The sequence below is a fragment of the Pyxidicoccus sp. M15 genome (assembly GCF_056858435.1).
On record NZ_CM166495.1, the window covers coordinates 1719616 to 1744474 of the forward strand.

Here is a 24859-nt window from a genome sequence, read left to right on the forward strand (position 1 = left end):
GCGAAGCCCGCGCCGCCTTCGGGCTTCCGCGCGCTCCGCGTGTCGTCGCCGCGTGACTACCGCGCGTCCAGCACTTCCGTGAAGAAGTCCAGGTGCGCGCGAGCCACCACCGGCCAGGCGAAGCGGGTGACGGCGCGCTCCCTCCCGCGCACGGACCACTCGCGGCGGCGCTCCGGGCTCTCCAGCAGTCCGGCCAGCGCATCCGTCCACGCGGACGGGGACGCCTCGGGGAGCACGAGCCCGGCGTCGCCCACGGTGCGCGGCACCTCACCGGAGTCACTGCCGAGCACGGGCACTCCGCAGGCGAAGCCCTCCGCGAGCATGCGGCCGAACTGCTCCTTCCACTTCGGCGCCGTCTGGCTGGGCGCGCACAGCACGTCCATGGCGTTGAGCACACGCGGCACGCCGGTATGCGGCACGCCGGTGACGACGCGCACCTTGTCTCCGTGACGTGCGCCCCAGGCGCGCAGCGCGCCCTCCATCGGGCCGCCGCCCGCGAAGAGCGCGCGCCAGGGCGTGGTCAGCCGCTCCAGCGCCTCCATCAGCAACGGCACGCCCTTCTCCGGCACGAAGCGCCCCAGGTAGCCCACCACCGGTGGGCCCGAGCCTTCCCACCCGAGCTCACGCAGGAGTGTCTCGCCTGAAGCGCGGTCCGGGCGGAACAGCTCGGTGTCCACGCCCATGGGGATGTAGCGCGCGGGACGCTGTGCATAGCCGGGCCGGGAGAGGAGGTTCTCCTTCACCGTCTCGCCCCAGGCCACCCAGCCCGCGGAGCGCTGGACGACGAAGCGCTCCATCTGCGCGAAGGGCGGCGGGTAGCGCTTGGAGAGGTTCTGCGCCGTGCAGAAGACGAGCGGCACCCGGCGCGGGGTGAGCAGCGCCACCTCCAGCCCCGCGAGCACGTAGGGCTCCTCCCACGAGTGCACCAGGTCCACGCCGCCGGACAGCCGCGCGCGCAGCTCCGGCCCGTACACGAAGCCGTGCAGCGAGCGGCTGAAGAGGGCGCGCACGTCCTCCACGCGCGCGGGCTCGCCCGGCTCGCGCTGGAGGGTGAGGGGGCTCAAGTCTCCGTGGAAGAAGCGGGGCGCCACGGCGGTGACGTCCCAGTCGCCTCCGCCCACGCGCGCCAGCTCGTTGGCAAGGCGCCGGTTGAGGGTGACGACGTAGGAATGCGAGACGGTGACGAGCCTGCGTGGCCGCTTCACGTGGGAGCCCTCGGGTGCGCGCGCGACCGAACCAGAGCCGCCGGGGCGGGTCAAGGCAGAGGTCAGGATGCGCATGGTGGGACGCGGCGAAGTTGCACGCGGCTGGACGACTGCTGGCCCGGCGTGCGCAAGCAGGCGCACTGAGGCTCGCCTGTCAGCGTTTCAATGACGCTTATGGCACCACGCTGCGCGGCATGGTGGTGGGGGCTCGCGTCTCACTGCAGTGTCACAAGAAGACGAACCCCGTCTATGTAGGGCCCTGACACCATGGACTCGTCCCCCGAGAAGCTGTTGTCCATCGCTCGGAATTACTGGCGCGCGGACAGGGCGTATGACGGCAATCGGGTGAGCTCCCCTGAGTACGACAGGCTTTGCGACCTCTGGGACGAGCGATTGCGCAAAGACCTCGTCCGCTGGGGTGGATTCCTGGATGCGCTTCGACCGGAGCTCCCTGATTACGAGATTGGCAACGCAACCGTTGGCCCGGCCGCGAGCGCCTTTCGCTTCGTGGCCTACACGCGCAGTCCCCGGACTCCTCCGCCGTTCCGCTTCGCCCTCGTCGGCTGCGTCAGCATCCTGGCGCCCCTCTACACCGTCTATGGCGTGCAGTACGACTTCGTTGGAAGGGAGCGCCACAACCCGAGAGTGAGCTTCGAACCGCTACCCCCGGAGATGCGTGGCCCGGCCGACCTCATCTCCCGAAAGCTCGAGGCGACCTTCGACGTGCATCGGCTCCCGCGAGAGGTGGCGGACACGCCCATCCCCCTCTTCGTGCACAACATGGAGCCGCCACGCACGACGCTCTTCCACGCGCTCTTCACCGACCTGCCCGAGAACGTGTCCTGATCAGCGCCCGTCCACGAGCGAGCGGTACACCGCGAGCACCTCGCGCGCGTACCGCTCGCGGGAGAACCGCTCCACCGCCGTGCGCCGCGCCGTCTCGCCCAGCCGCGCCCGCCGCGCGCCGTCCTCCAGCAGCGCCTCCAGCGCCGTCACCAGCGCCCGCATGTCTCCCGGGGGCACGGTCAGCGCGTCCACGCCATCCGTGAGCCCCTCCGCCGCGCCGCTCGCGCGTGAGACGACCGCCGCCCGCCCACAGGCCAGCGCCTCCGCGATGGTCAATCCGAACGGCTCGCGCCGGGTGCTGGCGTGCACGAACACGTCCAGCGCGCGGTACACGGCGGCCGGCTCCGGCTGGAAGGGCACCAGCCCCGCGCGGCCCGCGAGCCCTCTCGACTCGATGAGCCCGCGCAGCTCCTCCTCGGAGAACTGCGAGCCGGGCGTCCGGTACAGCGGCGCCCCCACCAGGTAGAAGCGCACGGGCAGGGCGGGGTGCCGCCGCACCAACGCCGCCGCCGCCTCCAGGAAGACGTCATGTCCCTTCCAGCGCGCGTACGTGGCCACCAGCCCCACGCGCAGCGTGCCCTCGGGCGCCGGAGGCAGTCCGGCCAGCGCGTCCAGCCGGGCGCCCTCCCCGGGGCCCGGAGAGAAGCGCTCCACGTCCACGCCGTTGGGCACCACGTGCACGGGCACTCCGCTGAGCACCTCGCGCGTGTCCTCGCCCACCGCGCCCGAGTTGGCGATGGCCGCGGACGCCAGCGGCGCCAGCGTCCCCAGTGCCCGCCGCACCAGCGGCCGCTCGCCCAGGAAGTCGTGGATGTGCCACACCCGCTTCAACGGCAGGCCTACCGTCACCGGGCTGAGCAGGTGCGTCTTGATGCCGTTGGAGTGCAGCAGGTGCGGCCCCACCGCCGCCACCTCCCGGCGCAGCGCCCGCCCGTAGTCCGCGAGCAGCAGCGGCGTCGGCGCCAGGTCCCGGGCGAAGCGCCAGACCTCCGCCGGCCCCCGCCCGCGCAGCGCGCTGTCCCCCAGCGCGGACAGCCGCTCCGGCAACGGCAGCGCGCGCGCCTCCACCCCCAGCGCGCGCGCCTCGTCCACCAGCGGCCCCGCCGTGCCCGCGAGCAGGTGGAGCGACAGCCCCGCGTCCTGCCGCTTCAGGCACGCCATCAGGTCCAGGAGCGCGCGCTCGGCGCCGCCGAGGATGCCCACCGGGTTGAGGAAGAGGATGCGCACGGTGGTCCGGACCGAATCAGACCCCTCCAGGTGGGTCAAGGCATCACCGGGCGGCTCCGCGGCGGCCGCCGCCCGGTCCGCCCGCCGGGTCTCTCCCGAAGAAGCGGTCGGTCCCCCAAATAAATCAGCGAGACATGTGAATCAGGCAATTCATCAGGCCGCGCCAGAGGGCCGCCGACATTTTTGAAAATTCCGTGCGACTTCCCGCGCCGGCCTTCGTTGCATTGGGAAGGCGTGTGGGCTCCACCAGAGGGGGAAGGGTCAGTTGAGACTCTTCAAGCCGGGATGGCCAGCGCGCATCGGGACGGGCGATGATGACCGAGACGATGAGCAATATCCGTAAGTGCCCCCGCTGTGGGTCTGCCCACCCCGCGGGTGTTTCACGCTGCCCTCGGGACACCTCCGAGCCCGCGTCCCCCGCTTCCTACGACTTCGACGACAACGAGGTCACCTTCACGCGCAAGCCGGTTCCGACCCCCGCCACCGCGCGGCCGCTCGTGGTGGCCGCTCCCGCGTCCTTCTCGGACGTGGAGGACGGCGAGGGCGAGGGCTCCTGGGAGAAGTCCGTCGCGCGTGACGTGCTGGTGGGCAAGCAGCTCGGCGACTACGTGGTGAAGCGCCGCATCGGCGCGGGCGGCATGGGCATCGTCTACGAGGGCGAGCACCCCGTCATCGGCCGCAAGGTGGCCATCAAGATCCTCCGCCCGGACTTCGCCGAGGGCGCGCGCTCGCGGGACCTGGCCTCGGAGGCGCGCGCGGCGGCGGCCATCCGCCACCGCGGCATCATCGACATCTTCGGCTTCGGCAGCATCCCCGGCCTGGGGCAGTACCTCGTCATGGAGTACCTGGACGGCGCGCCCCTGGACGAAATCATCGCCCAGCGCGCGCCCATGCTGGAGGTGGAGGTCGTCACGGTGCTGGACGACCTGCTGGGCGCGCTGGGCGCGGCCCACGCGGCGGGCGTCATCCACCGCGACCTCAAGCCGGGCAACGTCTTCGTCGTGCGCGACGGCAGCGGCAACGAGTACGTGAAGGTGCTGGACTTCGGCCTGGCCAAGCGCGCCGAGACGCCCAACGCCACCACGCCGCAGACGCGCGCCAGCATGATGGTGGGCACGCCCGAGTACATGGCCCCGGAGCAGGCCTGCGGACAGCAGGTGGGCCCGCACACGGACCTGTACGCGGTGGGCGTCATCGCCTTCGAGATGCTCACGCGGCGGCTGCCCTTCGAGGGGCCCTCGCCCATGGCCATCGCCGTGCACCACGTGCGCACGCCGGCGCCCTTGCCCTCGCAGTACGTGGACCTGAACCCGGAGCTGGAGTCGCTGGTGATGCGGCTGCTGGCGAAGACGCCGGAAGAGCGCCCGGCGTCGGCGGAGGCCGTGCGCCGCGAGCTGAAGGTCATCCTCAAGCAGCTCTCCAGCGACGCCACGCAGCTGTCGCAGCAGCCCCGGGGCGGGGCGCCCTCCACTGTCTCCCAGGAGGCCGTGGCCGTCCCGGCGCCGGCTCCGCGCGTGCGCACCGAGCGCTTCGGGCCGCCGCCGGGCCGTCGCACCGGGACGCCGCCCGCGTCGGCTCCGGTTTCCCGCCGCGCCACGCCAGCCCCCGTGGCCCCCACGGCCCCGGCCCTGGTGGCGGTGGATGAGACGGAGATGGACCTGTCGGCCATCGACTCGGGCCGCTCGCGCGCGGTGATGTTCGGCGCGGGCGGTGCCGTGCTGCTCGCCCTGCTCGTGGTGGGCGGGGTCTGGATGTCCCGCGACACGGAGCCGCCCTCGCCCATGCCCCGGCCGCTCACCGCGGGGGCCGTGGCCGCGACGACGCAGCTGCGTGAGCTGGCACCGGCCGCCGCGACGCCTCCGGTGCCGGTGGCGGCGCCGCGTGACACGCGCCCCGAGCCGCCCACGTCCGAGGCACGGCCGTCCGCGGACAGCGCGCCGTCCCAGGCAACCCTGGGCGACGTCCACGCGGCGGGCGGGCAGAAGCCGGTGCTGGCCGCCACCATCCTGGCGAAGGACACGCAGCCGTCGCGCGCTTCCGAGGACGCGCCCGTCCGCACCACGCGCCGGACGTCGCGCACGGTGGGCGCGCCGCGTGAAGCCCGCGCCAGTGCCCGCACCGACTCCGGCGCGGAGCCCCGGCCCGCGCCCGAGCCCGCCGTCCCCGGAGTGCTGTCGCTCAAGGTGAAGGGCTTCGTGAAGGACGTTCTCGTGGACGGCCAGAGCCAGGGGCGCAAGTACCAGCTGGAGCTGCCTCCGGGCGTGCACAAGCTCGAGGTGCGTGGCAACGCCTTCACCCAGCCCTACAGCAGCCCCGTCACCATCCTGTCCGGTGAGCGGACCGAGCACCACGTGGTGCTCGAGCCCATCCCGTGAACCCCGCACCGAGATCCAGATGAGGCCGAGCATCCTGTTGTGCGTCCTGTGGCTGCTGCCGTCGGCGGCCCTGGCGCAGTCCCGAGGTGTCGCGCTGTACGAGCGGGGCGAGTACGCCCAGGCCCGCGGCGCGTTGGAGGCGGAGCTGAAGGCTCCGGGCCTCGCCGAGCGTGAGCGCGCCACCGCGCGCCTGTACCTCGCGGCGTCGCTGCACGAGCTCGGAGCGCTGGCCGCGACTCGCACCGAGCTGGAGGAGCTGGCGCGCAGCCACCCGGACCAGCCGGTGGACCCCGCCCTCTTCCCGCCCGAGTTCGTGGTGCTGGCCGCCGAGGCTCGCAAGCGCGTGGTGTCCGAGCGCCGCCCGCCCCCGGAGCCGGTGGAGCGCCAGGAGGTCGCCACGGCGAATCCGTGGGAGACGCCCGAGGTGTCGGAGGAGCCCGCGGAGTCTTCGGGCCGCTCGCGGCTGCTGCCCGAGGTGTTCGGCTTCATGGACCCCTCGGGCAAGTCGGTGGGCGTGGGCGGCGCGCTGACGTACGGCAGCGGCGCGTTCGAGGTGGGCGCGCGCGCGCTGATGGGCACCCAGGTGGCGGCGGGGCTCCAGGTGGGGCTCGTGCTGGGGGACGGTGCCTTCCGTCCGCACGTGGCGCTGCGAGGCACGGCCATCCCCGGGCTGTCCGCGTACGGCGGCGGGCCGGTGGTGGGCGCGCGCTTCGGGCTCGGGCCGAGCTTCACCGCGCTGGTGGACGTGGGCGCCGAGCTCTTCAAAGTCTCCGACGAGAACTACCGCACGTTCGCGCTGACCGCGTCCGCGGGTCTCGGCTTCGACCTGTTGTCTCCGTGATGGAAGGGATGTCCGTGCACCCGCGCTCGCTCCGTGGCGCCCTCGTGGCCGCCGTGTCCTCTTCATTCGCGCTCGTCCTGCTGCTGCCGGCCCTGGCCGCGGCGCAGGTCGTGCAACCCTCCGTCACCTGGAACACGTACCTCGGCGGCGGGACGCTGCCGGACGGCGGCGTCGACTCGAACCGGGACGACCAGATTGAGTCCGTGGCGCTGGCGCTCGACGGCGACGTCGTGGTGACGGGCTGGACGAACTCCCGCACCTTCCCGGCGGACACGGGAATCTCCGGCGCCGCCGCGAGCAAGAAGGACGTCTTCGTCGCCCGCTACTCCGCGGATGGCCAGACACTGCGCTGGGCCCGCGTCTTCGGCGGCGCCGAGGACGACATCGGCACGCGCGTGGTGGTGACGCCCGACGGCGCGACATTCGTCGTGGGCACGACGCGCTCGAACCTCGTGCAGGTCCCCCTGTCCGTGCGCTACAGCTTCCAGGGACGGGTGGATGGCTTCATCGCGCGCCTGGACCTGGAGGGCGTGATTGACTGGTTCATGTATCTGGGCAGCACGCTCGATGACGAGGCCCGCGACGTCGTCCTGGGACCACCGGGGTCGAACCTGCTCTACGTCGTCGGAAGGACGGGCAAGGATGATGGCCCCCTCAGCAAGTCCGACGACACGCCCATCCCCTTTCCTCCGGACAACGCGCAGAGCAACGAGCGGCTCCGTGCCTTCGAGGCCTTCGTCTCCCAGGTGGACGTGGCCTCGCCCGGGGACCCCGTCGTCCGGTGGACCCGCATCCTCAAGAGCGACGAGAACGACAACGCGTACTCGGTGACGTCCCAGGGGGACGCGGTGTTCGTGGGCGGCATCCTGGGGTCGACCTTCAAGAGTGACTCCACCCTCGTCCTCAATTCCTTCGGCTCGGGGGACAACGACGGCTTCGTCGCGCGGCTGGAAAGGGATGCCGGCGTTTCCTGGTTCCGCTACGTGGGCGGAAGCGGCAATGACGAAGTGCGGTCGGTGCTGGCACGGCCGGATGGCGGCGTCGCCGTCGTGGGCAACACCGACTCCTCGGGCGCACCGGTGCCAGGCGGCGGCACGGATGTCTTCGTGCTCAACCTGGGCGCGGACGGCTTCCCGGTGGGTGTCGGTCTTCGCGTGGGCGAAGACAAGAGCAGCGGCAACGAGCGGACCGAGGGCCATGCCGCCATGGACCCGTACGGCAACGTCTACGTCGGCGGCAGGACGACCTCGTCGTCGAGCTTCGCCGTCAACGCTTTCGACTCCCTCTTCGCTGGCAACGCCAACAACAACTCCGACGGGTTCGCCGCCATGGTGAATCCGGTGGATGGCATCCTCTGGAAGTCCTACGTGGGCGGGCTCGCCACGAGTGACGAGTGGGTGCGGGGCCTCGCCGCGGGCCACGGGGGCCGGCTGACGTTCGGTGGCCATTCCAATGCGTCTGACGTGCTCCTCGTGGATGCGGGAGTGGACCTCGTGTCCAACGGTGGCACGGACGGCTTCCTCTTCAGCGTGGCCGTGGACTCCACTGCGCCCACCCCGGGCACGGTGTCCGCTCAAGTGTCTCCGTCGGGGACGCTCACCGCGACGTGGTCGGGCTTCAATGACCCCGAGCTGTCGCTCACCTACGAGTGGGGCATCGACATCTTCCCGGGGACCGACCGGGTGCGGCGCTATGAGTTCGTGGGCAGCGAGCTCACCGCCATGCTGCCCCTGTTCCAGCCGGCCCAGGAGGGCCCCTTCTACGTCACCGTGCGCGCCACCAACGCCGTGGGCCTGTCCGTCACCGCGTCCTCGAATTCCTTCATGCCAACGCTGAAGCCGGATGCCGGTTCGGATGCGGGCACCGACGCGGGCACCTCCGATGGTGGCACTGCTTCGGATGGTGGGACGTCCGACGGCGGCAGTGGCTCGGATGCGGGCGTCACGGACGGTGGCTCCTCCGACGGTGGCGAGGATGATGGAGACCCCCGCTCTCCGCTCGGCTGGTCCTGCGCGTCGGGCGGGAGCTCGGGCACGCTGGCGCTCACCGTGCTGGGGGTGGTGGGCGTGCTGCTCGCGATGCGTCGCGAGCGGACGGCAGTGGCCCGCGAGCAGGCGCGCGGCTCACGGCGCTGAGCGGGTGTGGAGGAATGGGTGGCCCTGACTCCCGGGGCCCCCTGAGTGGAGGCCCGCACCGGAGCTGACAGCTCACCTGGGTGGGCCGCCGCTCAGCAGTCGCAGGTATGCGTCCAGCACGGTGCGCGCGTGCGCGGCCCAGGTGAAGCGCGAGGCACGAGCGAGGCGGGCCTCGCGCGGCGGGGGAGGGCGGCTTCCGGTGAGGAGCGCGTCCACGGTGTCCGCCCACGCCGGCACTTCGCCCACGGGACAGTAGGCACAGGTCTCCGCGCCCACCTCGCGCAGCACGGGCAGGTCACTGGCCACCACGGGCGCGCCGCACGCGAGGGCCTCGATGACGGGCAGGCCGAAGCCCTCCGCCTCGCTCGTCACCAGCACGGCCCGGGCGCGTCGGTAGAGTCCCGCCAGCGTGGGCCGGTCCTGGCGCGGCGGCTGGAGCAACGCATCGCCGATGCCGAGCGTCTCCACCTGCGCGCGCTGCGTGGCGTTCAGCGTGCCGCCTTGCTGCACCAGCCGTAGCTCCGGGTGCCGGGCGCGGAGCGCGGCGAAGACGGCGAAGAGCACGTCCAGCCGCTTGCGAGGAATCGCGCTGCCGACGTGCAGCAGATAGGGCCGGCCGCCGAGGGGAGCGAGCACGTCCTCGCTCCGGTCGCCCGGCACCGGCTCGGGGCGGTACTCCGGTGACACGCCGTAGGGCGCCCAGACGAGCCGCGACGCGTCCACCACGCCGCGCGCGAGCAGCTCCGAGCGCACCGCCTGGGTGCTGTGGAAGACGAGCGCGGCGCGCTCCAGCCCCGCGAGCTGGGCGCGGGCCATGAGGCGGAACCAGGCCGGGCGCGGCTCGCGCTGGGGCTCCAGCACGGAGCGGAACGCGTCCAGGTCATGGCAGAAGACACCGGTGCGTCCTGCGGGCAGCGCGTGCACGAGCTGCGCGTAGGTGTGGTCCACCACGTGGAAGGCGTCGTACCGGGCGCGCGAGCGCAGCACGTGGCCCGGGTACAGGCCGAAGCGGGTGAGGAGGCGGTCCACGTTGAAGGCCGCGTTGCGCGTGCCCAGGCGCGGCAGCCGGCGCGCCACGGAGGGCATGGCCGGGCGCACGCTGACGGCGGAGACCTCGGTGGGGTGGGCGGAGAGTCCCTCCAGGAGTGCCTCGCCCACCAGGTCCATGCTGGGCCAGCCCTCTTCGCGCGGGTCCATCAACAGCGCGAGCCGGGGCGGCGAAGCATGCGTGGGGCTCATGGTGCGTCCTCGCACGCGGCCATCCGCGCGCATTGGCGCGGTGAGGTTGGCATGGAGCTCTGGCTCATGGTGCGTCCCCGCGCGGCTCCACTCTCACATTCGGGCGCGGTGAGGTTGGCATGGAGCTCTGGCTCATGGTGCGTCCCCGCGCGGCTCGACCATCGCATTCGGGCGTGGCGAGGCTGGCCTGGAGCCCCGGCTCACGAGCGCGTCCCTTCCGCCCCGGGACGCAGCAATGCCTCCACCGTGCGCTCCAGCGCGAAGCGCTCGCGGTACACCCGCGCGGCGCGCTCGCCCAGCGCGGCGCGTGCCTGGGCGTCGGACAGCAGCCGCTCCGTGGCCTGTATCAGCGGCTCCGGCGCCGTGCCCTCCACCAGCTCCACCGCGCCGAGCCCGCGCCACATCGGCTCCGTGAGGTGGCCCGTGTTCGTGACGAGCGGCCTGCCCAGCGCCAGCCCCGCCATGGTGGTGGTGCGCCGCGCGCTCACGCCATCCGGGTAGGGCTGCACCAGCACGTCACACGCCGCGAGGTGCGCCACCACGTCCTCCGGCGCGAGCGAATCCCGCGTCACCCACCGCCCCGCCAGCTCCGGGTGGCGCGCGCCCAATGCCTCACCAAACGCCCGGCTTCCCCGCCCCAGCAGCAGCGCCTTCCGCTCCGCGCCCGCGCGCAGCAGCGGCACCAGCACCGCCTCCAGCGGCCCGGCGGTGAGCGCGCCATAGGTGCCGAAGTGTCCCAGCCACGGCCCCGCGCCCAGCGCCGAGCGCACCGCCGCCACCGCGCCCGGGGAGGCCTCGGGAGGCAGGGTGCTGGGCACCGGCCTCCACTCCGCGCGGCGGCGCACGCGGGCGGGCAGGTGCTCCGCCCAGGTGGGAATGGAGACGAAGACGCGGTCCGCCGCCCCGGCCACCAGCCGCAGCATCACCCGCGTGGTGCCCGCGAGCACCTGGTGCCGCAGCGGCGCGCGCGGGCTCCACGGGTACACCACCTCGTGGAAGAACACCCAGCGCTCGTCCTTCCGCCGCGCGGCGAACCACGCGCAGAAGGGCACGTTCATCGCCTTCATGCCGAACGCATGCGGCACGTACTGGAGCAGCAGCCGGCGGGGCCCCCGACACGCATCCAGCCCGCGCGCCAGCTTCGTCAGCCCCACGGGCGTGAAGAGGCCGGGGACGCGGTGCACGGTGACGCCGTCCTCTCCGTGCACGCCCGCGTCACCCGGCGCCCAGACGTGGACCTCCTGCCCGGCGCGGACGAGCGCGGTGGCCACCTGGCGCGTGTAGTCGCTGACGCCGCCCGGCTGGGGCGGGTACTCGCCCGTGAGGACGTGCCACGCGGGGGCGGTGGAGGAGGAGGGCATGGGGCCACGGCTCCGGCCACCGGGCCGGAGCTAGGACGCCTCCATGTCGCGGATGGCGAGCAACTGGAAGGCGTGGCGCGGAAAGCGCGTGGCGAAGGGCTCGGTGAGGATGGACAGCCGGCTGCCAATCCGGAAGGGCCGGATGGTCGGCAGCGCGTAGTCACCGCGCAGCGGCTTCCATCCGCTCATGCCGGTGACGCGGTAGCCGCGCAGCTCGAAGTCGTAGACCTCCCAGCCGGAGCGGTGCACCTGGTGCACGTTGCTGTCCCACTCGTCCTGGGGGAGGAAGCCGTTGGGCGTGAAGATGATGACGCGCTTGCGGGCCATCGACTCCATCATCTCCAGCAGCCGGAATCCGTCCTGCTTCTCGAAGTGCTCGATGACGTCCAGCGCGACGACGGCGTCGAAGCTCTTGGGGCCGAAGCGGTGGCCTGCGTCCAGCAATTCCATCTGGTGGTATTCGCGGTGGATGCCCGCGGCGCGGCTGCGCTCGATGCTCGTCGCGTGGCCGTCGATGCCCACCGTGTGGGGAATCTGGCTCGAGAAGGTGTGCAGCGGCGAGCGGGAGCCACAGCCGATGTCCAGCACGCTGTCGCACGTGCCCACCAACGCCTCCTTCAGCGTACGGTGGAGGACCTCGTGCTCACCGACGAGCACCTCGCGCTTCAGGAACTGGAAGAGATTGCCGCCAGGGAGCATGCGGCGGGGGACCGTAGCCCCGCCGCTCCGTCCCTCGCAACAAGCGCGCGAGCATCCAGGCGGGCGTCCGCGCCCCGCCTCCGTGCCTGCCCGGCGGTGCGTCCACGCAGGGCAAGCAAGCCTCCAGTCTCTACATGGGCGCCTCGCGTTGCTTGTAGGGCTGGAGCGCCACCGGTAGCATTTCGCCCCCTGCTCGTGCCGCGCGCTTTCCGAAGGCATGTCGATTCGGACAGGCCCTCCTGAATGAAGGACGCGGCGGCGCGGGCCGCCCAGGACCATGACTGAAACAGCGGTACCCGAGGTCAGCACTGGAGAGGTGAAGGCGCGTGCCCTGAAGGGCATGTTCGTGCTGGCTGCCCGCACCGTGGCCTCGCAGGGGCTGCGGGTGGTGAGCGCGCTGTTCCTGTCCCGGCTCCTGTTCCCCTCGGACTACGGCCTGTTCGGCATCGTGTCCTACGCGGCGTCGCTGGGCGTGTTCCTCGGAGACCTGGGCCTGAGCGCCGCGCTGGTGCGCCAGCCGCACGAGCCCACCCGCGACGAGACGTTCACCATCTTCTGGTGCCACCAGGCGCTCACCGCCGTCATCGTCGCCGCCGTGTGCGCGCTCGCGCCCCGGCTCACGGAGGGCTACGCCCTGGGCGAGGGCGCGGTGCCCATGGTGTGCGCCCTGGCGCTGGGGCTGTTCCTGTCCTCGCTGCGGGTGATTCCGCTGATGGCGCTGGAGCGCAAGCTCGCGTTCCCCGTCATCGCCCGCGCGGAGCTGATTGAGAACGTGGTGCAGGTCATCACCACCATCTCCCTGGCGGCGCTCGGCTTCGGCGCGTGGGCGCTGGCGCTGGGCGGCCTCGTGCGCGGGGGGGTGGGGCTGGTGCTGGTCTGGTGGGCCTCGCCGTGGCGGCCGCATGGCGCGTTCCGGCTGGACGTGCTCAAGCGCCTGCTCGGCTTCGGGCTGGCGTTCCAGCTTCCCCCGCTGGTGGGGGCGATGGTGGCCGGCTGGGTGCCGCTGGTGGTGGGCGGCATCCTCGGCAAGGAGGCGGTGGGGCTGGTGAACTGGGCCTGGGCGCTGGCCTCCACGCCGATGATGCTCAGCATCGTCCTCAACCGCGTGGCCTTCCCCGCCTACTGCCGCCTGCAGGAGGACCCGGCCGGCTTCGCGGAGTACCTGCGCACGTCGCTGCGCCGGCTGTCCGCGGTGCTGCTGGTGGCCATTCCGTGCGTGGTGCTGGTGCTGCCGGTGGCGGTGCCGCTCTTCTTCGGCGAGCGCTGGGTGCCGGCCGTGGGGCTGGTGCAGTGGTTCAGCCTGGAGTGCGTGCTCACCACGCTGACGGGCCTGCTGGCCACGGCGCAGAACGCGGGCGGGCGCCCGTGGGAGCGGCTGGCCGTCGTCGTGGGCGTGGGCGCGGTGAAGTGGGGTGTGGGCACGTGGGCCATCCAGCGCTTCGGGCTGGCGGCCATCGGGCCCCTGGGCGTGCTGGTGGGACTGGCGGAGCTGTGGGTGACGGCGTGGCTGGTGGCGCGCCTCAACCCGGCCCTGCGCGGGCTGGTGTCGCAGGTGGTGGAGCCCTTCGTCACGGTGGGGCTGCTGCTGGCGGGCGCGTGCGCGGCGGTGCTGTCGCTGCCGGGGGCCGGCAATGTGATGAGGGCGCTGGTGGGGGCGGTGCTGTTCGCGGGGCTGGTGCTGGCGCGCGAGCGGTTGCCGGGGACGCTGTCGCTCCTCGGCGAGCTGAAGGGCATCCTGGGCTTCGTCCGGGCACGGCGGGCGGCGCGGGCCGCCCCGGTGAGCCCGGCTTCGTGATGAAGGACGCGAGCGATTCGATGAAGAAGGTCGACCTGGTCATCTCCATCGTCAACCACTCCAATCCGGAGTTGCTGCACGACTGCCTGCGCACGCTCTACGCGACGACGCGCGACATCACCTTCGAGGTGTGGATTGTCGACAACGCCACCGACGGGCGCGGCGTGGAGGCCATGCGGCGCGACTTCCCGCAGGTGCGCTGGCTCTTCAACACCGGGCGCAAGGGCTTCTCCGCCAACCACAACCAGGTGCTGCGCGCCGCGCGAGGCCGCTACATCTGCATCTTCAACGACGACACCATCGTCCACGAAGGGGCCTTCGACGCGCTGGTGCGCTTCATGGACGAGCACCCGCGCGTGGGCATGGCGGGCGCGCGGCTGCTCAACGCCGACGGCACCATCCAGAACTGCACCTTCCGGCCCATGTCGCTGTCCGGGCAGCTCTTCGACCTCGTCTTCCTGCCGCGCCCGCTGCACTTCCTGAAGCGGAGGGAAATCGACCCGGCGCAGTACGGGCACGAGGAGGCCCGGGTGAACTGGGTGCTCGGCGCGTGCATCGTGGTGCGCGAGGAGACGCTGGCGGAGGTGGGCCTGCTGGACGAGGCGATGTCCCCGCTGGGCAACACCGAGGACACCGACTGGTGCGTGCGGGCGTGGAAGGCGGGCTGGGAGGTGGCCTTCTGTCCGGAGGCGGTGATTACGCACCTGTCGAGCCGCTCGTTCCGGCCGTCCGCGACGGGGCCGGACAAGGTGCGAGTCGAGCTGTGGCGCACGCGGCTGGCGTACTTCCGCAAGCACCACGGCCGGCTGCACGAGGTGGCGATGCGGGCCATCCTGGTGGGCACGCTGCCGTACAACGCGGCGGTGCTGACGCAGACGCTGCTGCGCGGGCGCACCAACCTGACGGAGTACCGCCGGCAGCTCTCCACCTTCCTGCGCATCTCCGAGATGGGCCTGCGCGCCCGGGTGTGAGAGGCCGTCCGGGCATGCCGCTCTTCTCCATCGTCATCCCCACGTACAACCGGGCGCGGCTGCTGGAGGAGACGCTCGCGTCGGTATTCGCGCAGGAGGAGACGGACTACGAGGTGCTCGTCGTGGACGACGGGTCCTCCGACGACACGCTGGAGACGCTGGCCCGGTACGGCGAGCGGGTGCGCGTGTTCCAGCAGCGCAACGCGGGCCCGGGCGCGGCGCGCAACCTGGGCATCCAGGAGGCCCGGGGCGAGTACGTCGTCTTCCTCGACAGTGACGACCTGTGGTTCCCGTGGACGCTGGCCACGTACCGGCAGGTGCTGCGCGAGCAGGGCGGGCCCTCGGTGGTGATGGGCACGGCGGCGTCCTTCACGCGGCGCGAGGAACTGGCCGGCGTGACGCGCGAGCCTCCCAGGGTGGTGCGCTTCGCGGACTACCTGGCCAGCGCGGAGGACCGGACGCCGCGCACGGCGTGCGTGGTGGCGGTGCGCACGGAGGCGCTGCGGCGGGTGGGCGGCTTCACCCCGCTGCGCATCAACGGCGAGGACTACGACTTGCTCTACCGGCTGGGCACGGAGCCGGGCTTCGCGTGGGTGCGCGCGCCGGTGACGGTGGGCTACCGCCAGCACGGGGGCTCGTCGTCCACCGCGCTGGAGCTGAGCTTCCAGGGCACGCTGTACCAGTTGGAGCAGGAGCGGCAGGGGCGCTACCCGGGAGGCGCCGCCCGCAGGCGCGAGCGGCTGGAGATGCTCCTCTACAACCTGCGCCACGTGTCGCAGTGGCTCCTGTCGCTGCGGCGGGTGGACCTGGCGCTGGCGCTGTACCGGCGCGGGCTGCCCTTCCACCTGGCCGCACCGCGCTGGCGCTACGTGCTGGGCTTTCCGCCGTGGGCGGTGGCGACCACCGTGCGCCAGCGCATGACGGGGCGCTGAAAGGGCGCGGGCCGTCTCCAGCGGCCTCAGCCCAGCAGTCCGCCGAGCATCCCGCCCAGGCCGCCGCCGCCCGGGGTGTTGCCGCCACCGCCGCCCGCGCCGGCCAGCATGGGCACCACCGAGAGAATCTTCCCGACGAGCCCCGGGTCCAGCCGCGACTTGAGGAAGTTGAGGAGCAGCGGGGCCACGAGCGTTGCCTTGCTCGAGTCGATGTTGAAGCGGCCCAGCAGCGAGACGACGGCGGCCACCTCACCGGCCTGCGCCGCCGCGCCGCCGAGCGCGCCCAGCATGGCGCCCATGCCGCCACCGCCACCTCCGCCGCCTCCGCCGTCGTTGCCCGCCACGAGCCCACCGAGGGCGCCCATGAGCCCGCCGCCGCCCTGCTGCTGCGCGGGAGCCGCCGCGCCCGCGGCCTGCTGCCAGGAGTCCATCTCCGGGATGGCGCTGCCCATCTGGTTCGCGGCGTCCGGGCCCAGCTTCTCCTTCACCGTGCCCTGCACCAGCTTGAGCAGGGAGCCCGCCACTCCCTGTGCCTGCGTACCGTTCACTCCGAGCTGCTGCGAGAGCTGTCCGATGAGGTCCATCCCGTGGCTCCTTCCGTGTGACGAGGCCTGCGTCCGCCTGGAAGGTGCCTTTTAGCGAGAATCGCCCCCGGCCACGCAATGACTGACGCGGAAGCGTTGAGAAAGGACACGGGGAGCCCAGCGCCTGTCATGGCCTCCCGCGTCCCCAGGGCGGCTGCCCTCCTGCCCACCGGGCGCTCCCAGCCGTCCCGGCATGGGACTGCGCATCTTCGTGCGAGTCAGTCAGCCGAAGCAGGAGGTGAGCGATGGACGAGGCGACCTCGGTGGGCGTCGAGGCGACGAAGGAGCCGTCCCACGACACGTCGAGGGCGTGGGGAGGCATCGACCTGGGGGGGACGAAGATAGAGGCCGTGGTCATCGACACGGCGGGCGCCGTCCTCGGACGGGCCCGGCACCCGACGCCGGGGGACGGCTCCGTGCAGGACGTGGTGCAGGCGATGTATGGCGCGCTGCTGGAAGCCACGCGCCTGGCGGGCACCACCCCGCAGCAGCTCGCGGGCGTGGGTGTGGGGGCGCCCGGCTCGGTGAACGCCAACGACGGCACGCTGGGGCACGTCAGCAACGTGGGCAAGGGCTGGAGGGAGCCGTACCCCGTGGCCGCCGACCTGGGCGACCTCGTGGGGGGCCGGGTGCTGCTCGGCAATGACGTGCAGGTGGCCGTGGCGGCGGAGTACCGCCTGGGCGCTGGCCGGCCGTACCGCTCGGTGCTGGGCGTGTGGTGGGGCACCGGCGTGGGCGGCGGGATGGTGCTGGACGGCGTCCCCTGGCGGGGGCGCGGCGCGGCGGGAGAGATTGGCCACGTGGTGGTGAAGCCGGGCGGCGCGCGGTGCGGCTGTGGCCGGCGCGGCTGCATGGAGGCCTACGCGGGTCGCGCCTCCATGGAGCGCAGGGCGCGCAAGGCCGAGCGCAGTGGCGAGAAGACGATGCTCTTCGACCTGATGCGCAAGAAGGGACGTCCGCGCCTGACGAGCAGCATCTGGGACAAGGCGCTCGCGGAGGAGGACGGGGTGGCGACGTGGCTCATCGACCGGGCCGTGCGGATGCTCGGCGCGGGGGTGGCTTCCGCCATCAACCTGCTGGACGTGGAGGCCGTCATCCTCGGCGGAGGGCTGGGCACGCGGCTGGGGCCCGCCTATGCCGGGCGCATCCACGATGCGATGCGCCCACACATCTTCGTCCCCGAGCGGCAACCCCCGGTGCTGGTGGTCGAGCTGGGCGAGCTGTCCGGGGCCATTGGCGCCGCGCTGCTTTCCCAGCCTCCGATGAAGTGAGGACCTGAAGCGCGCAGTCGCTCCTCCGGCCGGATGCCCGGCTGGTCGCTGTTGACCGCGAGAGGCCGTGGAAGACAATGGCGCGCCCGCTGCCCCGGGCCCCCACCTCATGTCCTCACCGGCTCAACCGACAGCTCCGCGCAGGGATGGCCTGGATGTGATGCGGGCCGTGGCCATCCTGGCGGTGCTCGTCTTCCATGCGCCGGCCGTCGTCCACGACGCGCTGCCCATGGCCCTGCGGGCGGCCTTCGCGCACGGGTGGATGGGGGTGGACCTGTTCTTCGTCCTCTCCGGCTACCTCGTGGGCCGGCAGGTGTTCGGCCGGCAGGCGGAGCAGGGTGGGGTGGCGGAGCTGCGCACCTTCTGGCTCAAGCGCTGGGGCCGCACGCTGCCGCTCTACTACGTCGTGCTCGCGCTCTACGCGCTCAAGCCGTGGGCCTTCGGCACGCCCTTCGTCGGCGGGGGCTGGCACTACGCGCTCTTCCTCCAGAACTTCACCGGGCTGAGCGACTTCGTGCAGAGCTGGTCTTTGTGCGTGGAGGAGCACTTCTACCTGGTGCTCCCCCTGCTGGCCTTCGGGCTGCGGGGGCGGCAGTGGCCCGCCTGGGTGTGGTGCCTGCCCATCGCCCTGAGCTTCGCCGCTCGCTGGCTGACCTGGAGGGAGCTCCCGGCGGGGCTGCCGCTCGCACAGCTCCCCGCGCTCCTGTCCTGGCCCACGCTGCACCACCTGGACGGGCTCGCGGTGGGCGTGTTCCTGGCGAAGACCGCGCCCGTCTGGCAGCGGTGGGCGGCTTCATGGCGCGCGGCCTGTGGTGTCCTGGGCGCCGTCGTGCTGGCCGTCACCGTGGGCGTGTGTGGCCCCATGCTGGCGGGGGTGGGCGCGCTGTGGGTCTTCACGGGCCTGTCGGTGGGCTTCGGGCTGCTGCTGGTGGGCACCGAGTCGATGCAGCTCCCCGCCGGGCCGCGCTGGGGCATCTACCAGGTGGCGGTGCTCTCCTATGGCGCGTACCTGTGGCACGGCTTCGTGGTGCGGGTGCTCGAGCGCACGCACGTGTCCCTGGGCTCGTGGCCCCTGGACCTGCTCGTCTACCTGGGCGCCACGCTGGCGGTGGCCTGGGTGACGTACGTCACGGTAGAGCTGCCCGGCCTCAAGTGGAGGGACCGGCTGCTCGCGCGCTTCGAGGACCGCGCCCTGGAGCAGAGGCTGGCGCCCGTGCCGGCCGACAAGCCCGCGGGCCCGTGAAGGTCGCCAGCCGCGACAGCAGCCAGGCGACTGGGGGGCCGGTGAAAGCCATTGCCGTCGCTTTGCTTCGTGGAGCCAGAGCCTCGCGAGGATATAGGCTCGCGCGCTGGCGGGATTTCGCCTGACTGTCTCTTGGAGTTGCCAGAGTTGAGCCGCCGCCCCCACAGCCCCCCGTCGCTCTTCTTCGCGAAGAAGTCGCCTTCCGTCTTCTGGCCCTGCGTCGCCGTCATCCTGGCCGCCGCCGGGCTCGTGGCCGCGACGGAGCTGACCATCGCGGCGTTCTCCCCCGCGGGTCTCCAGGGCATCCATGAGCGCAACCCGTGGTCCATGGCCATCAGCGTGGGCGTCATCACCGCGGTGGCGGGCCTGCTGTGGACGGCGACGAACCGGCTCGGCGTCGCGCTGACGCTGGTGGGCGCGGGCCTGCTCTTCACGTCCTCGGTCCACATCCGGAAGCTCCAGCTCATCGGCCGGCCGCTGCTGCCGTGGGACTTCCTCGAGTGGCGGCAGGTGACGTCGCTCGCGCCCACGCTCCTGCCGGGCGCCGGGACGTTCCTCGCCATCCTCGCGGGCCTGCTCGTGCTGGCCGCCTTCGTGGCCGGGGTGCGTGCCGTGCGGCGCGGCCAGCCCCGCTTCCCGCTGCCCAGGCTCGCGCGTGCGGGCCTCGCCGCGGCGTCGCTGGTGTACCTGCTCGCCATCACCTTCTACGCGCACGTGCCGCTGCTGCCGAAGGCGTTCATGCGCTTTGGCGTCATGCACCAGGTGTGGGACCAGCGCTCCAACTTCCAGATCAACGGGCTGCCGCTCATGCTGCTCTGGAACTGGGAGGGCCTGCGCCTGGAGCCGGGGGGCGCGTACTCGGCGCAAGGGGTGCGCACCGCCCTGGGGCGTGACGCGGAGCCCCCCGCCCGGCCTCCGGAGCCGGTCGACGTCATCATCTACATGGCCGAGTCGCTCTGGGACCCGACGCAGCTCGGCGTGCCCCTGAGCACGGACCCGCTGCCCTTCCTTCGTGGCCTCATGGCCAGGCACAGCTCCGGCCACCTCATCAGCCCGACGTTCGGCGGTGGCACGGCCAACGCCGAGTTCGAGCTGCTGACGGGCATGTCGGCGTCGTTCGCCCCCGACGGCTCCTTCCCCTACCAGCACTACGTGATGAAGCCCGTGGAGGCGCTGCCCTCGCTGTTCCGCGATGCCGGCTACCACACGGCCGCCATCCATCCCTTCCATGCCTGGTACTGGAGCCGCGACGTGGTGTACCCGCTGCTCGGCTTCGACGAGTTCCAGTCCCTCTCCGACTTCGCGGACGCGAAGCTGGAGGGGCCCTGGGTGTCGGACGATGCGCTCGTGGACCGCATCCTCGCGCAGCTCGCGGATGAGCGCCGGTCGCGGTTCATCATGGCCATCACCATGTCGACGCACGGCCCCTACAGCCTCCCGCTCACCGGCAAGGAGGAGGTGCAGGTGCTGGGGAAGCTGTCGCCCGACAACGCGCTCCTGCTGACGAACTTCGCGCACAAGGTCCGCCAGACGGACCGCGCTCTGGAGCGGCTGGTGCGGGTGCTGGAGTCGAGGCCGCGCAAGACGCTGCTGGTCGTCTTCGGCGACCACCTGCCCATGCTCGGGCCCAACTACTCCCTCTACCGGGAGGCGGGGTTCCTGAAGGAGCCGTGGACGGACGCGCAGCGCGAGCGCATGGCCGAGGTGCCGGTGCTCCTCTGGTCGAACTTCGCGATGCCGAAGCAGGACGTGCACCTGAGCATGGGGCAGCTCGCGCCGCGCATCCTCGAGGCGGCCGGGATGAAGCCCCACGGCTTCTTCGCCTTCCTGGAAGGGCTGTCCCGAGCGGTCCCCGTGGTGCGGGGTGACCTGCTCAAGAGCGCGGCGGGCGAGTACCTGCCGCTGACGGAGCGGGACGCCGTGTCACCGGCACCGGGCTCGTCGGCTGAGTGGCTGCGGCGCTACCGCCTGCTCACGTATGACCGGCTGGTGGGCGAGCGCTACAGCGTGCTTCCGGCGGCGCATGGGGAGCAGCTGGCCGGCGGGAAGTGAGCAGGCGCTCTGCGCGACCTCGGCGCGACACAGGCTGAAGTGATGTGAGCGGGTGCTCAGCGCGACTTCGGCACGACAGGCTGGAGGGGAGCGGGGCGCTCAGTGCGAGCCCGGCGGCTGGGGCGCGGCGGGCTGGAGCCCCGGAAGCCGGAGCCGCTGGAGCAGCGCGGGAGGCCGGTCCTTGAGCTTCAGCGCGGGCTTCTCCACCAGGTGCCAGGACAGCGCGGACAGCGCCACCACCGCGGGAAGGGACACCGCCGCGTTCAGCCACCACGGCATGCTCGCGCCGTACAGCGCGCTCACCACCTGCTGCACGGGGAAGGCGTAGACGTAGACGCCATACGAGAAGTCACCCCAGCGGCCGAAGCCCGCCAGCGCGCCCGCCGGCAGGTAGGCGAGGTACAGCACCACGTACGCGCCGAACAGGCCGGTGCCGATGCGGCCGTACCCGAGGCGCGCCATGACGAGCCACCCCGCCGTGCACGCCAGCGCCAGCCACGGGCTCATCCGCACCCGGTCGCGCCACAGGTACAGGGCCACGCCGCCACCGAAGTACAGGTAGAGCTCCGGCCAGAAGCCCAGCCGCCCGGTGACGAACGTCGCCACCGCCGCGCCCACCCAGCCGAAGGCCACCATGCCCTTGCGCAGCAGGCCCGACAGCCCCAGCGCCAGCGTCAGCAGGTAGAAGCCCACCTCGTACTTCAGCGTCCACAGCGAGCCGTTGACGGCGTTCGAGTACACGTTGGTCTCGAAGACGCCGGGCAGGTTCCACTGCGGGAAGGCGAGGGTGAAGTTGCGCAGCCAGTACAGGTGCGTGTCCGCCGCGGTGAAGTAGTCGCGCAGCGGCAGCGTGGTGAAGGCCGGGCCGAGCACCAGGGTGGTCAGCACCAGCATCACCCCCAGGCCCGGGAAGATGCGCAGCACGCGCGCCCAGGTGAAGCGCGCCAGGTCCGGCGTGCGCTCCCAGCTCCGGGTGATGAGCACGCCGCTGATGACCAGGAACACCGCCACGCACAGCCGTCCCAGCGAGAGCTGGCCGCGGGTGAAGACGTCCAGGGGCTCCACCGTGCCGCGGCCCTCGCCCAGCGGGAAGGCGTGGCTGACGATGACGCCCGCCGCCGCCGCGAAGCGGAGGAAGTCGAGGTTGTTGCGGCGGCCTTCGAGGCACGCCTGCAGCGTCGGTCGGGAGGAAGGGGACATGAAGGGGCGGGCCGCCCATTGTCGTCCGGGGGGCCAGCGCGTCAATAGCGACCAGGGAGGCGGCCGTCCGCAGGGATGGAGGGAACGAAGAGGTCGCCATTCCTCGGCGCGATGGCCTAGAAGGCACGCCTTCGCATGCGAGTCCTCCTCGGCATCCACCATCCGCTGGACCCGAACCTGGGCGCCCCGGGCGTGACGCTCGCGCTGGGACAGGCGCTGGCGGCGCTGGGCTGCGAGGTGGACTACTACAGCTACCACGAGGCGTTCCCGGACACGCGCGAGCACGGCTCGCTGCACGGCGTGCGCTTCCCGTGGAAGGTCGCCGCGCACCTGACGCGCGAGGCCCGCGGATACGACGTCCTCGACATCACCACCGGGGATGCGTGGGCCTGGGCGCGCCTGGGCCGGCCCGGCGCGCGTGCGCGCCATGCGCTGGTGACGCGCAGCCACGGCCTGGAGCACACCTTCTCCGAGCGGCTGCGCGCGTCCGCGCGTGAGGGCCATCTTCACCTGAGCTGGAAGTACCCGCTCTACCATGGGGGCTTCCGCCTCTGGGAGGTGCGCCAGTCGCTGCTGCTGGCGGACCACGCGGTGCTCCTCAACACGCTCGACGCCGCGTACGCGCGCGAGCGCCTGGGCGTGCCCCCAGGCCACCTCAGTGTCATCCCGCACGGACTGGATGCGCCCTTCCACGGGCTGCCGCCGCCCCGGCCTTCCGCCCCTGGCGCGCCGCTGCGCGTGGCGTGCGTGGGCAGCTGGCTGCCGCTGAAGGGCCGCGACGAGATGGTGGCCGTCGCCACCCGGCTGCACGCGGAGGGCGTCGCCTTCTCGCTGTCGCTGTACGGCACGGGCGCGAAGGAGGACGAGGTGCTCGCGGCCTTCCCCGCGCAGGTGCGGGAGCGGCTGCGCGTGGTGCCCCGCTATCCGCGCACCGAGTTGCCACGGCTGCTGGAGTCCGAAGAGGTCCTCCTCTTTCCCAGCCACTCGGAAGGCTTTGGCATGGCGCTGGTGGAGGCCATGGCCTGCGGCCTGGCACCGGTGTCGTCGCCAGTGGGCGTGGCACCGCAGGTGGTGAGGAATGGGCAGACAGGCCTGCTCATCCCCATTGGCGACGTGTCGGGTCTGGTGGGTGCACTGCGCGCGTTCGCGGAGAACCGTGAACAATTGCAGTCACTGCGTCAGGCAGCGCAGTCCGAGGTGCGAAGTCTTACGTGGCGAGACATCGCCGCTCGCACCCTCTCGCTCTACGAGACGCTTCTCCGCAACCAAAGAAAGCCATGAATTCCGCCTGGTTGGTGGCTGGAGGAGCAGCCGTGGGGTCCATTCGTTATCTCACACTTGAGTGCATTGACGCGCCAGGCCAGGGGCCGTCACAGTGGTGAGTGGCTCAACCGAATGATCACCCTCTTCGTCGCGTTCCTCGTCTCCCTGATGGTTGCCCTGGTGCTCACGTTGCTCGTGCGCAACCGGGCCGTGGCGTGGGGGTGGCTGGACCAGGCCAATTCCAGTCGGAAGGTGCACGTCCGTCCCATCCCGCGTCTGGGAGGCATTGGCATCGTCGGCGGCTTCTTCGCGCCGCTGTGCGCGCTGTTCCTGGTGGACTCGGGCGTGGGGCACCACTTCCGCTCCCACCACGAGCTGGTGGCGGGCCTCTTCATCGGCGGCGCGGTGATTGCGGCGCTGGGCCTGTATGACGACCTGAAGGGCGCGGGCGCGCGGCTGAAGTTCGGGGTGCAGTTCGCGGTGGCGCTGGGCCTGTACGCGATGGGCTTCCGCATCGACGTCATCGCCAACCCGTTCGGCCCGGAGCTGTCCCTGGGCGCGCTGAGCATGCCCTTCACGGTGCTGTGGATGGTGGGCGTGGTGAACGCGCTCAACCTCATCGACGGGCTGGATGGGCTGGCGGGCGGAGTGGCCTTCTTCGGGGTGAGCACCAACTTCATCCTCGCGCTGTCCCGAGGGGACATCCTGCTGTGCCTGCTGATGGCGGCGCTGGCGGGCGCCATCCTCGGGTTCCTGGTGTTCAACTTCAACCCGGCCTCCATCTTCATGGGGGACACGGGGAGCATGTTCCTGGGCTTCGTCCTGGCGGCGGTGGCCATCAAGACGAGCACGAAGAGCGGGACGACGGTGGCCATGCTGGTGCCGGTGATGGCGCTGGGGCTGCCCATCATGGACACGCTGCTGGCCATGGTGCGCCGCTCGATGCTGGGCCGGCCGATGTTCAGCGCGGACAAGGAGCACATCCACCACCGGGTGATGAGCCGCATGGTGCTCAGCCACCGCTCCACGGTGCTGGTGCTCTACGGCCTGTGCGGCCTGTTCACCCTGACGGCGCTGGGGCTGAACTTCGCCAACAGCGCGCAGAGCGCCATGCTGCTGTGTGGCATGGGCGTGGTCATCATCGTGATGATGCGCAAGCTGGGCTACCTGGACCTGCGGCGCGCGTCGGACGTGCAGCAGGTACGGCAGCGCAACATCCGGCTGCGCACGCTGGTGAAGGACGTCACCCGCTCGGTGCGCGCGGCCGCGTCGCTGCAGGACGTGTGGAATGCGCTGCGGCCGCTGGCGGAGGCGCTGGACGTGGCGCGGCAGGAGCTGCGCTTCCAGCGCGTGTCCGGAGGGCAGACGGACGGCATCGTCTTCGAGACGCAGCGCGCGTCGGGCACCGCGCTGCCGCTCGAGGTGCGCATCGACGTGAAGGACGACGATGAGGTGCTCGGGGCGCTGCTGCTGGTGTGGCGCGACGGGCGGTCGGCCATCAACCGCGATGAGGAATTGGCGCTGGAGGTGGTGGCGGACGCGGTGGCCGAGCGCGCCGTTCGGCTGCACGCGCCGGTGGAAGTGGCGCCCGCGCGCGTCATCGCGCTGCGGCGGTGACGG

19 protein-coding genes are annotated in these 24859 nt (G+C 72.0%); 12 read left to right on the top strand and 7 right to left on the bottom strand.

The window, feature by feature from the left end:
* Positions 1–56: 56 nt before the first annotated feature.
* Entirely contained in the window at positions 57–1205 is a 1149-nt protein-coding gene (locus ACX9TP_RS06810; RefSeq protein WP_482978908.1) for a glycosyltransferase family 4 protein, read from the bottom strand.
* Positions 1206–1472: 267 nt separating this feature from the next.
* Between ACX9TP_RS06810 and ACX9TP_RS06815 the strand changes: the two genes are divergently transcribed.
* Entirely contained in the window at positions 1473–2051 is a 579-nt protein-coding gene (locus ACX9TP_RS06815) for a hypothetical protein (RefSeq protein ID WP_482978909.1), read from the top strand.
* Here the strand turns inward: ACX9TP_RS06815 and ACX9TP_RS06820 are convergent, their stop codons facing one another.
* Entirely contained in the window at positions 2052–3278 is a 1227-nt protein-coding gene (locus ACX9TP_RS06820; protein ID WP_482978910.1) for a glycosyltransferase family 4 protein, read from the bottom strand.
* Positions 3279–3604: 326 nt separating this feature from the next.
* Between ACX9TP_RS06820 and ACX9TP_RS06825 the strand changes: the two genes are divergently transcribed.
* From ACX9TP_RS06825 to ACX9TP_RS06835, 3 genes are read left to right on the top strand one after another with little or no spacing between them, the layout of a single operon-like run.
* On the top strand, positions 3605–5653 hold the full coding sequence (locus ACX9TP_RS06825; RefSeq protein WP_482978911.1) for a serine/threonine protein kinase: 2049 nt from the start codon (positions 3605–3607) through the stop codon (positions 5651–5653).
* Positions 5654–5672: 19 nt separating this feature from the next.
* Positions 5673–6494, top strand: a complete 822-nt coding sequence (locus ACX9TP_RS06830; RefSeq protein ID WP_482978912.1) for a hypothetical protein — start codon at positions 5673–5675, stop codon at positions 6492–6494.
* 53 nt (positions 6495–6547) lie between these two features.
* Entirely contained in the window at positions 6548–8629 is a 2082-nt protein-coding gene (locus ACX9TP_RS06835; protein WP_482978913.1) for a hypothetical protein, read from the top strand.
* A 72-nt stretch (positions 8630–8701) separates the two neighbouring features.
* Here ACX9TP_RS06835 and ACX9TP_RS06840 read toward each other — a convergent pair whose 3' ends face one another.
* From ACX9TP_RS06840 to ACX9TP_RS06850, 3 genes are all read right to left on the bottom strand, one after another.
* Positions 8702–9868 (bottom strand): glycosyltransferase family 4 protein, encoded by a 1167-nt coding sequence (locus ACX9TP_RS06840; RefSeq protein ID WP_482978914.1) that lies wholly within the window; start codon positions 9866–9868, stop codon positions 8702–8704.
* 200 nt (positions 9869–10068) lie between these two features.
* Positions 10069–11229, bottom strand: a complete 1161-nt coding sequence (locus ACX9TP_RS06845; RefSeq protein WP_482978915.1) for a glycosyltransferase family 4 protein — start codon at positions 11227–11229, stop codon at positions 10069–10071.
* A 30-nt stretch (positions 11230–11259) separates the two neighbouring features.
* Positions 11260–11928 carry a class I SAM-dependent methyltransferase gene (locus tag ACX9TP_RS06850; RefSeq protein ID WP_482978916.1) on the bottom strand — a complete coding sequence of 223 codons (669 nt, stop codon included), beginning with the start codon at positions 11926–11928 and terminating at the stop codon, positions 11260–11262.
* A gap of 277 nt (positions 11929–12205) precedes the next feature.
* Between ACX9TP_RS06850 and ACX9TP_RS06855 the strand changes: the two genes are divergently transcribed.
* The 3 genes from ACX9TP_RS06855 to ACX9TP_RS06865 are packed head-to-tail and all read left to right on the top strand — an operon-like array spanning position 12206 to position 15626.
* Complete coding sequence (locus tag ACX9TP_RS06855) at positions 12206–13723, top strand: oligosaccharide flippase family protein (protein WP_482978917.1); 1518 nt, start codon at positions 12206–12208, stop codon at positions 13721–13723.
* Positions 13724–13743: 20 nt separating this feature from the next.
* Positions 13744–14694: a glycosyltransferase family 2 protein gene (locus ACX9TP_RS06860; RefSeq protein ID WP_482978918.1), complete on the top strand. Its 951-nt coding sequence runs from the start codon at positions 13744–13746 to the stop codon at positions 14692–14694.
* A gap of 14 nt (positions 14695–14708) precedes the next feature.
* Positions 14709–15626, top strand: coding sequence for a glycosyltransferase family 2 protein (locus ACX9TP_RS06865; RefSeq protein ID WP_482978919.1), 918 nt, complete (start codon positions 14709–14711; stop codon positions 15624–15626).
* 26 nt (positions 15627–15652) lie between these two features.
* On the opposite strand, the gene ACX9TP_RS06870 is transcribed toward ACX9TP_RS06865, so the two are convergent.
* Positions 15653–16210 carry a DUF2780 domain-containing protein gene (locus ACX9TP_RS06870; protein ID WP_482978920.1) on the bottom strand — a complete coding sequence of 186 codons (558 nt, stop codon included), beginning with the start codon at positions 16208–16210 and terminating at the stop codon, positions 15653–15655.
* A gap of 245 nt (positions 16211–16455) precedes the next feature.
* On the opposite strand from ACX9TP_RS06870, the gene ACX9TP_RS06875 reads away from it, so the two are divergent.
* The 3 genes from ACX9TP_RS06875 (at position 16456) to ACX9TP_RS06885 (ending at position 20776) form a co-directional block, all read left to right on the top strand.
* The gene (locus tag ACX9TP_RS06875) at positions 16456–17481 is read left to right on the top strand and encodes an ROK family protein (protein WP_482978921.1); all 1026 of its coding nucleotides are present in this window, start codon (positions 16456–16458) and stop codon (positions 17479–17481) included.
* A 160-nt stretch (positions 17482–17641) separates the two neighbouring features.
* Entirely contained in the window at positions 17642–18724 is a 1083-nt protein-coding gene (locus ACX9TP_RS06880) for an acyltransferase family protein (RefSeq protein ID WP_482982125.1), read from the top strand.
* 147 nt (positions 18725–18871) lie between these two features.
* Entirely contained in the window at positions 18872–20776 is a 1905-nt protein-coding gene (locus ACX9TP_RS06885) for an LTA synthase family protein (protein WP_482978922.1), read from the top strand.
* Positions 20777–20875: 99 nt separating this feature from the next.
* On the opposite strand, the gene ACX9TP_RS06890 is transcribed toward ACX9TP_RS06885, so the two are convergent.
* A complete protein-coding gene (locus ACX9TP_RS06890) occupies positions 20876–21976 on the bottom strand; it encodes an acyltransferase family protein (RefSeq protein WP_482978923.1) in 1101 nt (366 codons plus the stop codon).
* 135 nt (positions 21977–22111) lie between these two features.
* Here ACX9TP_RS06890 and ACX9TP_RS06895 point away from each other — a divergent pair, with 135 nt between their 5' ends.
* Both ACX9TP_RS06895 and ACX9TP_RS06900 read left to right on the top strand, forming a co-directional pair.
* Positions 22112–23257 carry a glycosyltransferase family 4 protein gene (locus ACX9TP_RS06895; RefSeq protein ID WP_482978924.1) on the top strand — a complete coding sequence of 382 codons (1146 nt, stop codon included), beginning with the start codon at positions 22112–22114 and terminating at the stop codon, positions 23255–23257.
* A 114-nt stretch (positions 23258–23371) separates the two neighbouring features.
* On the top strand, positions 23372–24856 hold the full coding sequence (locus ACX9TP_RS06900; RefSeq protein ID WP_482978925.1) for an MraY family glycosyltransferase: 1485 nt from the start codon (positions 23372–23374) through the stop codon (positions 24854–24856).
* Positions 24857–24859 lie beyond the last annotated feature (3 nt).

Bases quoted from the DNA above. Each gene is read 5' to 3' on its own strand.
- ACX9TP_RS06815 (WP_482978909.1), top strand. From the start codon at position 1,473: ATGGACTCGTCCCCCGAGAAGCTGTTGTCCATCGCTCGGAATTACTGG.
- ACX9TP_RS06870 (WP_482978920.1), bottom strand. From the start codon at position 16,210: ATGGACCTCATCGGACAGCTCTCGCAGCAGCTCGGAGTGAACGGTACG.
- ACX9TP_RS06845 (WP_482978915.1), bottom strand. From the start codon at position 11,229: ATGCCCTCCTCCTCCACCGCCCCCGCGTGGCACGTCCTCACGGGCGAG.
- ACX9TP_RS06825 (WP_482978911.1), top strand. From the start codon at position 3,605: ATGAGCAATATCCGTAAGTGCCCCCGCTGTGGGTCTGCCCACCCCGCG.
- ACX9TP_RS06875 (WP_482978921.1), top strand. From the start codon at position 16,456: ATGGACGAGGCGACCTCGGTGGGCGTCGAGGCGACGAAGGAGCCGTCC.
- ACX9TP_RS06880 (WP_482982125.1), top strand. From the start codon at position 17,642: ATGCGGGCCGTGGCCATCCTGGCGGTGCTCGTCTTCCATGCGCCGGCC.
- ACX9TP_RS06890 (WP_482978923.1), bottom strand. From the start codon at position 21,976: ATGTCCCCTTCCTCCCGACCGACGCTGCAGGCGTGCCTCGAAGGCCGC.
- ACX9TP_RS06865 (WP_482978919.1), top strand. From the start codon at position 14,709: ATGCCGCTCTTCTCCATCGTCATCCCCACGTACAACCGGGCGCGGCTG.
- ACX9TP_RS06850 (WP_482978916.1), bottom strand. From the start codon at position 11,928: ATGCTCCCTGGCGGCAATCTCTTCCAGTTCCTGAAGCGCGAGGTGCTC.
- ACX9TP_RS06900 (WP_482978925.1), top strand. From the start codon at position 23,372: ATGATCACCCTCTTCGTCGCGTTCCTCGTCTCCCTGATGGTTGCCCTG.
- ACX9TP_RS06840 (WP_482978914.1), bottom strand. From the start codon at position 9,868: ATGAGCCCCACGCATGCTTCGCCGCCCCGGCTCGCGCTGTTGATGGAC.
- ACX9TP_RS06830 (WP_482978912.1), top strand. From the start codon at position 5,673: ATGAGGCCGAGCATCCTGTTGTGCGTCCTGTGGCTGCTGCCGTCGGCG.
- ACX9TP_RS06895 (WP_482978924.1), top strand. From the start codon at position 22,112: ATGCGAGTCCTCCTCGGCATCCACCATCCGCTGGACCCGAACCTGGGC.
- ACX9TP_RS06860 (WP_482978918.1), top strand. From the start codon at position 13,744: ATGAAGAAGGTCGACCTGGTCATCTCCATCGTCAACCACTCCAATCCG.
- ACX9TP_RS06855 (WP_482978917.1), top strand. From the start codon at position 12,206: ATGACTGAAACAGCGGTACCCGAGGTCAGCACTGGAGAGGTGAAGGCG.